Source organism: Telluria sp. PB2R4, assembly GCF_059685695.1.
Map to the genome: position 1 here is coordinate 387,614 of NZ_JCASIC010000001.1, position 13,480 is coordinate 401,093.

At 68.4% G+C, this 13,480-nt stretch carries 11 protein-coding genes; 4 read left to right on the forward strand and 7 right to left on the reverse strand.

What is annotated here, in order from left to right; all coding sequences use genetic code 11:
- Nucleotide 1: 1 nt before the first annotated feature.
- The 3 genes from AC56LU_RS01605 to AC56LU_RS01615 form a co-directional block, all read right to left on the reverse strand.
- The gene (locus AC56LU_RS01605) at nt 2–589 is read right to left on the reverse strand and encodes an SAM-dependent methyltransferase (RefSeq protein ID WP_497173839.1); all 588 of its coding nucleotides are present in this window, start codon (nt 587–589) and stop codon (nt 2–4) included.
- Between the two features lie 29 nt (nt 590–618).
- Nucleotides 619–2,022: an APC family permease gene (locus tag AC56LU_RS01610; RefSeq protein ID WP_497173840.1), complete on the reverse strand. Its 1,404-nt coding sequence runs from the start codon at nt 2,020–2,022 to the stop codon at nt 619–621.
- 191 nt (nt 2,023–2,213) lie between these two features.
- Entirely contained in the window at nt 2,214–3,110 is an 897-nt protein-coding gene (locus tag AC56LU_RS01615) for an alpha/beta fold hydrolase (protein WP_497173841.1), read from the reverse strand.
- 197 nt (nt 3,111–3,307) lie between these two features.
- Between AC56LU_RS01615 and AC56LU_RS01620 the strand changes: the two genes are divergently transcribed.
- A complete protein-coding gene (locus AC56LU_RS01620; protein ID WP_497173842.1) occupies nt 3,308–5,812 on the forward strand; it encodes a TonB-dependent receptor plug domain-containing protein in 2,505 nt (834 codons plus the stop codon).
- A gap of 128 nt (nt 5,813–5,940) precedes the next feature.
- Here the strand turns inward: AC56LU_RS01620 and AC56LU_RS01625 are convergent, their stop codons facing one another.
- From AC56LU_RS01625 to AC56LU_RS01635, 3 genes are read right to left on the reverse strand one after another with little or no spacing between them, the layout of a single operon-like run.
- On the reverse strand, nt 5,941–6,744 hold the full coding sequence (locus tag AC56LU_RS01625; RefSeq protein ID WP_497173843.1) for a hypothetical protein: 804 nt from the start codon (nt 6,742–6,744) through the stop codon (nt 5,941–5,943).
- Between the two features lie 3 nt (nt 6,745–6,747).
- Entirely contained in the window at nt 6,748–7,404 is a 657-nt protein-coding gene (locus tag AC56LU_RS01630; RefSeq protein ID WP_497173844.1) for a hypothetical protein, read from the reverse strand.
- Nucleotides 7,401–8,564, reverse strand: coding sequence for an exo-alpha-sialidase (locus AC56LU_RS01635; protein WP_497173845.1), 1,164 nt, complete (start codon nt 8,562–8,564; stop codon nt 7,401–7,403). Before AC56LU_RS01635 ends, AC56LU_RS01630 begins: the two co-directional genes overlap by 4 nt.
- 267 nt (nt 8,565–8,831) lie before the next feature.
- Here AC56LU_RS01635 and AC56LU_RS01640 point away from each other — a divergent pair, with 267 nt between their 5' ends.
- The 3 genes from AC56LU_RS01640 to AC56LU_RS01650 all read left to right on the forward strand — a co-directional run bounded on the left by AC56LU_RS01640 (nt 8,832) and on the right by AC56LU_RS01650 (nt 12,878).
- Nucleotides 8,832–9,971 carry a sensor histidine kinase gene (locus tag AC56LU_RS01640; RefSeq protein ID WP_497173846.1) on the forward strand — a complete coding sequence of 380 codons (1,140 nt, stop codon included), beginning with the start codon at nt 8,832–8,834 and terminating at the stop codon, nt 9,969–9,971.
- Nucleotides 9,968–10,759 (forward strand): LytR/AlgR family response regulator transcription factor, encoded by a 792-nt coding sequence (locus AC56LU_RS01645; RefSeq protein ID WP_497173847.1) that lies wholly within the window; start codon nt 9,968–9,970, stop codon nt 10,757–10,759. The genes AC56LU_RS01640 and AC56LU_RS01645 overlap by 4 nt, the downstream gene beginning before the upstream one ends.
- Nucleotides 10,760–10,925: 166 nt before the next feature.
- Nucleotides 10,926–12,878 (forward strand): metallophosphoesterase family protein, encoded by a 1,953-nt coding sequence (locus AC56LU_RS01650; protein ID WP_497174204.1) that lies wholly within the window; start codon nt 10,926–10,928, stop codon nt 12,876–12,878.
- A gap of 13 nt (nt 12,879–12,891) precedes the next feature.
- On the opposite strand, the gene AC56LU_RS01655 is transcribed toward AC56LU_RS01650, so the two are convergent.
- Complete coding sequence (locus AC56LU_RS01655; protein WP_497173848.1) at nt 12,892–13,455, reverse strand: hypothetical protein; 564 nt, start codon at nt 13,453–13,455, stop codon at nt 12,892–12,894.
- Nucleotides 13,456–13,480 lie beyond the last annotated feature (25 nt).

Below are 13,480 nucleotides of genomic sequence, written 5' to 3' on the forward strand. Positions count from 1 at the left end.
TTCAAGCCTTCAGCGCGCGCTTGTTGGCCTCGGTAATGGTCCAGAAGTAGATCGTGCGGCCGTCGATCTCGTCTTTCTTCTCGGCCGGCCAGTCCGGCCCCATGTCGAAGGCATGCGACACCACCCGCGTGCCGACCTTCAGTTGCTGCCACAGGCGCGGGCGCAGCTTCACGTTCACCGAGGGCAGCAGGTAGAGCGTGACCACCGTCGCCGGCGACACGTCGGCCTGGAACAGATCGCCGACCTTGAAGGCGACCCGGTCGGCGACGCCGGCAGACTTGGCATTTTCTTTGGCCTCGGCGATGCGCACCGGGTTGAGGTCGATGCCGGTGCCGCGCGCCCCACGCTTCTTGGCGGCGGTCACCACGATGCGGCCGTCGCCACAACCGAGGTCGTACAGCACGTCGTTCTTGCCGACCCGGCCCATATCGAGCATGCGGTCGACCACGTCCTGGGGCGTGGGCACGTAGGGCACGTCCAGGCGCGCGGGTTCGGCTTCCTGCGCCAGCAGCGAGCGGGCCGGCAGCAGGATGGAGCCCGCGGCGGCGGCGGTCAACAGCAGGGTACGGCGGCGTTCGTCAGGTTTCATGTACGCTCCTTGGAGATGGCTTGCAGGTGTTAAAAGACGGATGGGTTCTCGCCGCCATCTTTCCGGTCGAGGAAGAGCAGCAACAGCGATCCGCTGGCGAGGACGGCGACGCCGATCCAGGCCGCGTTCAGCCCGCCGAGCGACTGGCTGGCGACGTACGACAGGCTGGACCAGAGCATGTAGGCGCAACTTGCGCAGAACAACAGGGGCAGCAGGGGATACAGGGGCACGCGGAAGGGACGCGGCAGGTCGGGCTCGCGCCGGCGCAGCACGAACAGCGACGCGCCGCTGAGCAGGAAGAACAGCCAGAACACCGGCGCCGTGAATTCGACCATGGCCTTGAAACCACTGCCGAACGCTACCCCGAGGCCGACCAGCAGCAGCGCCGCGCCGCCCTGGATCGACATGGCCACTGCCGGGGTGCCGTTTTCGCCATTCCACTGGGCGAGGCGGCTCAGCACGCGCCAGTCGCGTCCCATCGCATAGCCGGTGCGGGCGCCGACGATCATGGTGGCATTGATGGAGGTCAGGGCCGAAATCGCCACCAGCAACGAGATCACTTTTTCGCCCGGCGCGCCGAAGGCCAGGCCCATGACATCGGCCGCCATGGTCTCGGACTGCGCCATCCCCCGCATGCCGAGGGTCTGCAGGAAGGCCCACGTGACCATCAGGTAGAGAAGCGTGATGATCAGGATCGACAAGGTGAGCGCGCGCACCATGCCGGCGGCGCCGCCGCGCACCTCGGCGCTGATGTAGGCGGCCTCGTTCCAGCCGCCGTAGGTCAGCAGCACGAACACCATGGCCATGCCGAAGGACAGCGGCGCGGCCGCCTCGACCTGCGCCGGCACGGGCGCCGGATCGGTGAAGAAGGCCGCGGCCAGGCTCAGGAGCAACAGCCCGCCGATCTCCGCCAATGTCAGCCACATCTGGGCGCCCGCACCGGTGCGCAGCCCCCGCAGGTTCACCAGCGACAGCACCACGATCACCGTGCACGCGTAGGCGGTGGCGCCCCAGCCTGCCGGCAGCATGGTGAGCGGCACTGCCTGCTGCATGTAGTCGCCGAAGACGAAGGCCAGCAGCGCGATCGAGCCGGTGGTGATCACGGCGAAGCGCGCCCAGCCGAACAGGAAGGCGGTGGCGCGGCCATACGCGCGGTGCAGGAAATGGTAGTCGCCGCCAGGATGCGGGTAGGCGGTCGTCAGTTCGGAATAACACAGGGCGCCGACCAGCGAGATCAGGCCGCCGAGGATCCACATCGCAAACATCCAGTCGGCACTGCCGCTGAGTCCGGCGACGATGGCGGGCGACTTGAAGATGCCGGTGCCGATCACCACGCCGACGATGAGGGCAATTGCTTGACGTACACCAAGCAAGCGGCGCGGCCCGGCGCCGTCGCCGGCCGCTGCCAACAAGTCCTCGTCTGGGCGGTCCATTTGGTGCCGATCAAAGCGTTAAAAGGAACTTTGCCGGCGGGGAGAAATATCGATCCGTGAAGGAAGGAACAGGACCATCGCGCCGGGGGACGGGTCCTGCGGCGACCGATTATAGGGAAGCGACATCGGGCGTGGCGCGCGGCTGAACTGCCTGGCTTTTCGCCGCGCGGTGGGCCCTGTCGACCGCGCGTTCAACCAGCAAGCAGGAAGGGCAGCGCGCGCCCCAGCAGCGCCTCGGGCGCTTCTTCCGGAATGTAGTGGCCGCAGGGCAGGGCTTCGCCTTCCACGGCGTCCGCCACCTTGCGCCATTCGTGCAGCGGGTCGAAGCAGCGCTGCACCACACCCTGTTCGCCCCACAAGGCGAGTAGTGGCGTCTGGATGCGGCGGCCGCCATCGCGGTCGAGGCGGTCGTGCTCCAGGTCGATGCCGGCCGCCGCCCGGTAATCCTCGCAGATGCCGTGGGCGGCGCCGGGCAGGGCCAGGCAGCGCGCGTACTCCGCCAGCGCGCGCGGGTCGAACGGCGCCAGGCCCGCGCTGCGGCGGCCCATCACGTCGCGCAGGTAGGCGGCAGGATCGGTTTCGATCAGCCGCTCGGGCAGCGGCGCCGGCTGGATCAGGAAGAACCAGTGCCAGTAAGCGCGTGCAAACGCCTCGCCGGTCCCTTCGTACATCGCCAGGGTCGGCGCGATGTCGAGCAGCACGGCGCGTTCGACCGCCTGCGGGTGGTCGGCCATCAAGCGGTGCGCGACCCGTGCGCCGCGGTCGTGCGCCATGACCCGAAAGCGTTCGAAACCGAGCCGGCGCATGACGGCCAGCATGTCGGCGGCCATGCTGCGCTTGCTGTAGTTGGCGTGGTCGGGGCTGCCTGCGGGCTTGGACGAATCGCCGTAGCCGCGCAGGTCGCAGGCGACCAGCGTGAAGTGCTGCGCCAGGCTTGGCGCCACCTTGTGCCAGATCGCATGGGTCTGCGGGTGGCCGTGCAGCAGCAGGAGAGGCGGTCCCGAGCCGCCGAGCACGCCGGCAATGCCCACGCCGGCCGTGGTGTCGACCCGGATCGGGCGGAAGCCGGGAAACAAGGAGTCATGCATAGAATGTTCCGAGAGCAATCGAGGCGAAAAGTGTAGCAGCTGTCTGCATCCGATCCTTACGCCAGCCTGACGCGGACTCGGCTGTTGTAAATATGCCCAAATGCAAGCTTTGCGAATTGACATCCTATTGTGTGCCCAGCAGTATCAAATGGCGCTTCAACCACTCCGGCGCGGACAACAACAAGAGGAATCCCAAGATGCAGAAACACGTAACGCAAAAGACGGTCCTTGCCCTTGCCATCGCTTCGCTGTTCTCCGGCGCCCACGCACAGGATGCCGCAAGCAGCGCCCCCGCCGCCACCGACCCGGCGGCTTCCGCCACCGTGGTGGTCACCGGCACCCGCGTCGCCAACCGTACCGCCCTCGACACCGCTGCGCCGGTCGACATCGTTTCGTCGGAGACCCTGAAGAATGTCGGCACGACCGAACTGAACCAGGCCCTGTCGATCGCGCTGCCGTCGCTGAACTTCCCGCGCCCGGCCATCACCGACGGCACCGACACCATCCGTCCGGCCACCCTGCGCGGCATGGCGCCGGACCAGACCCTGGTGCTGGTCAACTCGAAGCGCCGCCACGCGTCCGCGCTGGTCAACGTCAACGGCTCGATCGGCCGCGGCTCGGCGGCGGTGGACATGAACACCATCCCGACCGCCATCGTGAAAAGCGTCGAGGTGCTGCGCGACGGCGCGGCCGCGCAATATGGCTCGGACGCCATCTCGGGCGTGGTCAACCTGCGCCTGCGCACCGACCGCACCGGCGGCGAGGCAAGCGTCACCTATGGCGCGCGCAAGACCGAGTACGAGCTCTGGAACGATGTGGCCCCAGCCGGCGCTACCTGGTCCGCGCCGGCCAAGCGCGAGCGCACCGACGGCCAGACCGCCACCGTCAGCCTGTGGAAGGGGCTGGAACTGGGCGCGGACGGCCACCTCACCCTGGCCGCAGAATACAAGAAGCAGGAGCGCACCGAGCGCAGCGGCTACGACATGCGCCAGCAGTATCCACGCCTGGCGAACGGCGCGTTCGACCCGCGCGAACTCACCATCAACCGCTTCAATGCCTGGTACGGCGAACCGGAGATGGAGCAGGTGACCTTCTTCGCCAATGCCGGCATGAACCTGGGCGATGGCGTCAAGCTGTATGGCTGGGCCAGCGGCCAGAACCGCTTTGCCCGTTCCGGCGGCTTCTTCCGTCCGGCCCAGGATGCGCGCAACATCCTGTCGATCTACCCGGATGGCTTCCTGCCGATCATCGCGCCGACGGTGAACGATTTTTCCGCCACCGGCGGCGCCACCTGGACCGCCGGCAGCTGGGACATGGACGCCTCGCTCGGCTACGGCCGCAACAGGATGGCCTACGACATCGAGAACACCCTGAACCGATCCATCGGCCCCAGCAGCAAGCGCGAGTTCTACGCCGGTGGTTATTCGTACGACCAGCTGGTGTTCAACCTGACCGGGGTGCGCAGCCTGGATGTCGGCGGCTTCTCTTCGCCGCTCAACATCGCGGTCGGTACCGAGGCGCGCCGCGAGGGATACAAGCTGTTCGCGGGCGAGCCCGATTCGTGGCGCGCGGGTCCCGAGATCCTGCCGAACGGCACGCCGGCGGCGCCGGGCGCCCAGGTGTTCCCGGGCTTCCGTCCGACCAACGAAGTCGATTCGCACCGCAGCGCGATCGGCGCCTTCGTCGACCTCGAAGCGAACATCACGCCCCAGTTCCTGGCCTCGGTCGCGCTGCGCGGCGAGCACTACACCGACTTCGGCAACAGCCTGGCCGGCAAACTCTCGGGCCGCTACGACTTCAGCAAGACCTTCGCGCTGCGCGGCGCCATCCAGAACGGCTTCCGCGCGCCGTCGCCGCAGCAGCAGAACTTCACCGCCACCTCGACCAACTTCATCAACGGCGTGCCCTTCGAGATCACCACCTTCCGCCCGACCGACCGGGTGGCGGTGGCGCTCGGCGCCAAGCCGCTCGAGGCGGAAGAATCGGTGAATGCCTCGCTCGGCGCGGTGCTGCGCTTCGACCCGTTCAGCATCACGATCGACGCCTACCGCATCGACATCGACGACCGCATCATCCTGTCCGAGAACCTCACCCAGGCCAACGTCCGCAACTACATCATCTCGCAGGGCATTACCGGCGTCGGTGGCGGGCGCTTCTTCATGAACGGCGTCGATACCCGCACCCAGGGCGTGGACGTGGTGGTGAGCTGGCCGATGCGCACCGCGAATGCCGGCAGCTACGACTTCACGCTGGCCGCCAACTTCACCGACACCGACGTGACCAAGGTGCCGGCGACGGCCCAGCTGGCCGCATTGAACCCGGCGCCGGTGCTGTTCGACCGCCTCAACGTGCTGTCGCTGGAGAAAGGCCAGCCGGAGAACAAGATCAGCGCCAACGTGAACTGGAAACTGGGCCAGTGGGGGGCGACCTTCCGCGCGACCCGCTACGGCAAGACGCTCTCGCCGGGCACCACGGCGGCGCTGGACTTCTGGATGGACCCGAAGACGCTGGTGGACCTCGAGGCGCGCTACGCGTTCACGCCGAAACTGAGCCTGGCGCTGGGCGCGGATAACCTGTTCGACCAGTATCCGGAGACCCAGCCGCCGGCGCTGAACACCACCGGCAATACGCCGTTCGCCAATTACGCGCCGTTCGGGCGTGGCGGGCGCTTCGTCTATGCCCGTATGAACTACGGCTTCTGAGTAGCCGACGGTTTTCGTAGGGTGGGCGGGTCTCCCGCCCACGCGTTGATAGTTGGAAGATGAAGCTACGCACGGGCAGATCTGGCCCGGTTTGAACGTGTGGGCGGCAAAGCCGCCCACGCGACGGGTTAGTTGATTACCGCACCCGCACCGGCGCTGAGCAGCCAGCCCGACATCAACAGGAACAGCATCCACAGCGCGAACAGCTTCGACAGCCGGCGGATGTCGGCCGCGTTCTCGAACAGCGTCGGACGGTTGTAGGCCACGCCCGCGAAGTAGGCGCCGAACACGGTCGCCATGTAGTGCACGGCGCCGAACATCTCGCCCAGCTCGCCCTTGCGCGGATGCTCGATCAGGAGGTGCGACAGCGCGACCAGCACCAGGTAGACGACCGAGGCGGACAGCGGCGGCAGGTACAGGCCCATTTTTTCGACCCAGCTTCCTACGCCCGGCTTGAAGCGCGCCACCAGCGGCAGGATCAGGTTGTGGGTAATGCCCGCGATGAAGATCAGCTTCAGCAGCACGTTCTTGTGCAGGCTGCCGTCGCCGACGGCAAGGTTGTGGATGTTGGTTTCGCCCTGGCGGTTATTCTGCAGGAAGAACTCCGACGACTGCACGTCGAGTATGCGCTGGAACCAGCTGATCTCTTCCAGTGCCGCGAGCGCGCACAGCAGGCTCAGGCCGCCCAGGGCCAGCAATTCGAGCACCCCGCGGTCGCTGCGTTTCAGGCGCTCGGTGAACGCGAAGCCGAGCAGGCCGGCGAGGGCGCTGAAGCAGAGGAACTGCATCCATTCGACGATGCCGTCTTCGACCAGCAGGCGGTCCAGCTTGGCCGGTTCGCCCGACCAGGCCAGTGCGAGCGCCAGCACGAACGCATTGATGACGATCCCGGTGGCGATGACGGGATGGAGAAACCACTTCTTGTTTGCCACGGACTACTCCTTGATGGGTGAAAACGATTCGCCGCCCCGGCGCAGCAGGGCCCGCACGGCGAAGGATAGCAGCGAAACCAGGGCCCAGCACCACAGCAGCGGGTCGACCAGGGCGTCCCACAGGTTCCCGCTCGGCAGCCGCGCGAGCGCGAACAGCAGCAGGGCGCCGAGGATGGCGCCGGCCTGGATGCTGGCGCGCCCGCGCATGGCCGCCAGCGCACAGGCGCCGGCCAGCAGCACCGCGCACAGCGCCGCACCCGGACCGAAGCCGGCGTAATAATAGCCGCCCGCGAGCAGGCCGAAGGCATCCAGGTACAGCGCGACGCCGGCCACGGCCACCGCGGCCGCCAGGGCCGGCGGCAGCAGGGTCGCCCGCTGGGGCGACCCTGCTGCGCCTTGCCGGCGCGACACCAGCCTGGCCAGGCACAGGCCGGCCAGCAGTGCGCTCGGGTACTGGAAGGCCAGGCCCAGGTGCCAGGCCGGCGATGCCGGTCCCGGCAGCGCCATCGCCAGCAGGCAGGCGCCAAGGATGACGGCCGGCGCGCGCCGCGGCAGGCGCCAGGTCGCGGGCCACAAGCCGGTGACCAGGGCCGCCAGCACCAGCGCCCAGGCGAGGCGGGCATACACGAATTGCAGCGACAGTTCGGGCAAATGCATCATATGCTCTCCTCGATGTCGATGCGGTAGCGATGGTGCGCGATCGCCCGGCGCTGCCAGGTATAGGTAATGTGCAGTTCCTTCCCGACCTGCTGCATGGTCGGATAGGAGAATTCGTCGCCCACACCGCCGCTGGCCACGTCGGCCACGGTGGTCCAGCGATGGCCGTCTTTCGAGCGCGACAGGCGCAGCAGGCTGCGCGAGCCGCCGCCTTCGCGGATGTGGTTGTGCAGCATCAGGAACTCGCCATTGGCCAGGCGCAGCACGGCCATCGAGGTGTTCTCGTTGTTCAGATCGAGCGCCGGCAGGTCTTCCCAGCTGGCGCCGCCGTCACGGCTGAGCGCATGCTGGACCCGGTGCTCGTCGCTGGCGTCGCGCATCCAGGCGCGTACTTCCTTGCTGGAGACCGGCACGATCGCCGGCTGCAGCGTGGTGGTGCGGCTGCCGATGCGTCCCAGGCCGGTGGGCTCGCCGTCGGGACCGAAGGCCATCATCATCGGGTACTTGATGCCGATCTCGAAGTAGACCGGCAGCCACCAGCCGCCGTCGACCAGGCCGACCGCATTGGTGCGCACCAGCACGCTGGTATTGAACAGCGGCGACATCGGCAGCACGCGCCGCATCTCGAACGTGGCCCCCGCGTCGGTGGACACCAGGTGCGCGACGCGCGCGGCCGCCCATCCGCCCAGGCCGGTGGCGACCACGTACAAGTGGATCCTGCCGTCGGGACCGGTCCAGGCGACCGGGTTGCCGACGCGGCGCACGCCGTAGCCCAGCGCCTGGCCCAGCGTCTCACGGCTGGCTACTTCCCAGGGCCGGCCCCATGCACCGTCCTGCCACTGGGCGGCATAGACCTTGACGTCCGGCCCGCTTTCGCGGCTGCCGGCCCACCAGAAGGTCAGCATGCGGTCGCCCGGCAGGGTCGCGAGCGCACTGGCGTGGGCCGAAGGTGTATCGCGCGGCATCGGGACGAACGAACGCGACAGTTCGGTGAGCGTCGCGCGTCCCGGTTGGACCGACTGCAGCGTGGAAGGGGCGGCGGCGGCGCGCGCACTGCGGGCCCAGCGCACGGTCTCGGCGGCGGCAATGGCCAGGACCACGGCCACGCAGGCAATCGCGGTACGGCTGCGCGCTCGACCGCGCGCTTGGGTGGACGATTCCATAAACTCCCGGCGGGCCGGATGAGTCCGGTCCGTGACTAGATGACAGTGGAGGAAGCTGGGCTGTTACCGAGCAAAGGCGCTATCCTACAGGAAAGAGGCGTAGCTGACATGCCCCTCGCGCCTATCCGCGCCGGCGGAAGCATCGTTCGGTCGACTTCCACGCCGGTTCACGGTAGCGGCATGCGGGTTCATCGCGCCAGGCTTGCCGGGCCGGCAAGGGCTCGGCAGAATGCAGGCTATCTTGACAACTCATCGGAGCGAGGCAGCATGACCAGCCTGATCCATCCTGCGGCGCCCGCAACGCCCGCAACGCCCGCAACGCCCAATTCCCCGCTGCATCCGCCAGAAACCTTCGGCGCCAGGCTGTGGCGCGACCTGCGGATGGCCTTCGTGTCCGGCGCGTTCGCGGCGCTGATCATCACGCTGGTGATCGGCCGGCCGGAAACCTTGTACGAGCAGCTCCTGTATTCCTGCTTCATCTCGGTGCTGGGCTTCGCCATCGTCGACACGGCGCGCCTGCTGTTGTGGCCGGCGCCGCTGGCCGGGCGCCGCCAATGGCTGGCGCTGGCCGGCATCGCCGCCGTGGGCGCGCCGCTGGCCCACTTCTCCGGCGTGCAGGTGATCGGCCGCCTGCTCGACCACAACCCTCCCGGCCTGGTCGCCTACGCAACCCTGCCGCGCCTCAGCCTCGCCGCACTGACCTTCCTGCTGCTGTGCGCGGGGATGATACTGGTGGTGCACCGCGAGGGCTTACGGCAGGCCAGGGAGGAACACCAGGCTGCCCGCCTCCGCGCGGAAACCGTCGAGCGCCAGGCCTTGCAGGCCCAGCTGCGCCTGCTGCAGGCCCAGATCGAGCCGCACATGCTGTTCAACACCCTGGCCAACCTGCAGGGGCTGATCGCACTCGACCCGGAGCGTGCCAACACCATGCTCGACCAGCTGATCCAATACCTGCGCGCCACGCTGGGCGCCTCGCGTGCGGAAAGCACCACGCTTGGCGAGGAATTCGCCGCGATGGAGGCTTACCTCGGCCTGATGGGCGTGCGCATGGGCGAGCGGCTGCGCTACCAGCTGGCGCTGCCGGCCGAATTGCGCCGGCTGAAACTGCCGCCGATGCTGCTGCAGCCCCTGGTCGAGAACGCGATCGTGCACGGCCTGGAGCCGAAGATCGAGGGCGGCGACGTGCGGATCTCGGCCCAGGCGCGCGACGGACTGCTTGCCATCGAGGTGGCCGACACCGGCCTGGGCCCGGCCGCCGGCTCCCAGTGCGCGGGCGGCGGTGTCGGCATCGGCACCACGCGCGAGCGCCTGCGCGTGCTGTACGGCGAGCGTGCATCCATCGTCCTCGCGCCGGCGACGCCGCAGGGCACGCTGGTCCGCCTCACTTTACCCCTGGAGAACGTATGACTGTCCGTGCCCTGATTGCAGAAGACGAACCGATCCTGGCCGCGACCCTGGCCCGCCTGCTGGCGAAGCTCTGGCCGGAACTGGAGCTTGTCGCCACGGCAAGCAACGGCGTGGCCGCCGTCGAGCAGGCGCTGGCGACCAGGCCCGATGTCCTGTTCATGGACATCAAGATGCCCGGCCAGACCGGCATCGAGGCGGCCGAGGAACTGGCCGAGCGCTGGGAAGGCCCGGCGCCGTTCCCGCACGTGGTGTTCGTGACCGCCTACGACGACTACGCGGTGCAGGCCTTCGAGCAGGCCGCCGCCGATTACGTGCTGAAACCGGTGAACGAGGCGCGCCTGGCGCGCACGGTCGAGCGCCTGCAGGGGCTGCTGGCGCGGCGCCAGGGACAGGACGGCGCCGATCCCCTGGCCGAACTGGTGACCCGGCTGCAGGCACTGGTGCCGCCGGCAGCGGCTCCGGAACGCCTCGAGATCGTGCGCGCGGCGGTCGGCAACATGGTGCGCATGATCCCGGTGGCCGACGTGGTGTTCTTCCAGGCGACCGACAAGTACGTCTGCGTGGTCACCGCCGACAGCGAAGCGCTGATCCGGGTGCCGCTCAGGGACCTGCTGCCGCAGCTGGACCCGGTGCGCTTCCGCCAGGTCAACCGCAGCACGGTGGTGAACATGGCATGCGTCGAGAGCGCCGGGCGCGACACGATGGGCAAAGTGACGCTGAAGCTGCGCGGCCGCCCCGATAAACCGCGCGTCAGCCCGGTGTACGCGCACCTGTTCCGGCAGATGTGAGCCGCCGATGTGAGCCGCCGATGTGATCGATGAGTGACCGATGAGTGACCGATGAGTGGGCGATGCGTGCTCGAGCGCTTCGGTGTGTCTGCTACACTGGTCCGTTCATCCAACCAGCATCGTGCACCGATTGATCCACACTCCCGTCCCCGAGGGCCTGCCGCCCGTGCTTGCCGGCCCCGTCCTGCGCCGCCTCGAGCCGGGCCGGCTGGTGCTGTGGCTGGTCGGCAGCGCCCCGCTGGAACTGACCCTGGAGCTGGCGCCGAAAGGGAATGCGCCGCGGCGCCTGGCCCTGGATGCGCACAGCTGCCGTGTGCTGCGCGTCGGCCGTCACGCCTGTGTGCACCTGCTCGATGTCGCGCTGCCCGAGCCGCTCCCGCAAGACACGATCATCGAGTACGACCTGCTCGTCACCGATGCCGACGGCAATCAGGCCGGCATCGCACAGTGGGCGCCGCACCTGCTGCATGAAGGTGCGGCTCGGCCGAGCATGGTGCTGCGCAGCCGCAGCGACAACATCCTGTTTGGTTCCTGCCGCAAGCCCCATCATCCCGCGCCCGACGGACTGGCGCGCGCCGACGCCTTGTTGGCCGAACAGGTCGAACGGGCCGACGAGCGCCCCGCCATGCTCATGCTGTGCGGCGACCAGGTGTATGCCGACGACGTGGCGGGCCCCACGCTGGCGGCGATCCACGCGCTGATCCGGCGCCTGGGCCTGTATGCCGAATGCCTGGAAGGCGCGGTGGTCGCCGACAGCGAGGCGCTGTACGGCCATCCGGCCAGTTATTACCGGCGCGAAGAGCTGCTGCCTGCGTTCAGGTCCAACGATGCGCTGCGCGACCGCTTCTTCGGCGGCACCGAAAAGCCGATCTTCACCACGGCCAATGCCCACAACCACCTGGTGACCCTGGCCGAGGTGATGGCCATGTACCTGCTGGTCTGGTCGCCCGTTCCATGGCAGCTGGTGGCGGATGCGCCGCCGCCCGTGCTGGACCCCCGGCATGCGCAGCGCTGGCGGCGCGAGTCGGCCGCGCTGGCGGGCTTTTGCCGTGACCTGCCGCAGGCCGCCCGGCTGCTGGCGCACGTGCAGACCCTGATGATCTTCGACGACCACGACATCACCGACGACTGGAACCTGTCGGCCAAATGGGAAACCACGGTCTACGAGCACCCGTTTTCGCGCCGCATCGTGGGCAACGCCCTGATCGCCTACATGCTGTGCCAGGCCTGGGGCAACCGCCCGGATGTGTTCGACGTGGCCTTGGACGAGATGGCGCAGCTGGCCGCCACCGCCGCCATCGACGACCGGCTGGACGCACCAAGGCAGGACGCGCTGGTCAAGCGCCTGTTTTCGTTCCGCCAGTGGGACTTCGTGCTACGTACGACGCCCACGGTCATCGTGCTCGATACCCGCACCCGGCGCTGGCGCAACCGGCGCCGGCCCGGCCATCCGTCGGGCCTGATGGACTGGGAATCGCTGACCGAGCTGCAGCACGAACTGCTGGACGAATCGGCCGCCGTCATCGTCTCGCCGACGCCGATGTTCGGGGTCAAGCTGATCGAGGTAGTGCAACGGGTGGCCACCTTCGGCGGCCTGGCCCTGACGGTCGACGCCGAGAACTGGATGGCGCATCGCGGTGCGGCCAGCTGCATACTGAATATTTTCGGCCATGCGCGCACCCCGGGCAACTACGTGGTCCTGTCGGGCGATGTGCATTACTCGTTCGCTTACGACGTCGAGGTGCGCGAGGTGCGCGACGCCGGCCGCCGGCCGCATGTGTGGCAGATCACCAGCAGCGGCATCAAGAACGAATTCCCGCGCCGCCTGCTCGACTGGCTCGACCGCCTCAATCGCTGGCTGTATTCTCCGCGCTCGCCGCTGAACTGGTTCACGCAGCGCCGCGATCTCGCCCTCACGCCCTACCTGCCCGACGCGCGCCAGCATGGTGAACGCGTCTGGAACGGCGCCGGCATCGGCCAGGTGTGGCTCGACGCGCAAGGGCGGCCGGTACGCATCATGCAGCACAATGCCGACGGCAGGCCATCGACCCGCTTCCTGGCGCCGGAGCAGGAAGCACCCGTGGCGGAGGCTGCCGAGCAGCCTGCGGGCAAGCACTGATCCGATCGACGCCCTAGGGCAGGCCGGCGCCGCGCGCACGGCCGCCGCGCGTCAACCGCAACACCGCGCCCAGCAGCAGGTGCAGCGCGAACGAGCAGGCCGCGATGACGCTCGCAATCAGCACCGGCAGCACCGCCCCGAAAGTCAGCGTCAGGCCGAGCGCGAAGCCCAGCACGTATTCGGCGCGCCAGGCGTGCACGACCATGGCCGCGGCAAAGGCGCCGAAGAAGATCCAGTCGACCAGCGCATGGCCGAAGCTGAAGGCAAGGGCCAGCGCCGCGCCCCACAGCAGCGCGACGGCGAAGCGGGCCTGGGTGAGCATGCGAAAGCGCTCGCGGCTGCCGGCCTGCACCAGGCTCGCGCCGCGCCGCTGGATGCGTCCCACCAGGAACCACACCAGCAGCGGCACCACCAGCAGGCCCCACCAGTTGGAGATGGCCGGGAGCTCGGGATTGTTCAGCAGGTGGTGGGCCGGTACACCGCCGTGGGTGGTTTCCCACCCCAGGTGGAGAACTTCAGCGAAGAGGGCGGTGCTGGCAAGGATGAGGCGGGAGTGCAGGTCGGGACGGGCGAACATGGCGCGGTTCCTTTGCGGTGGGCCT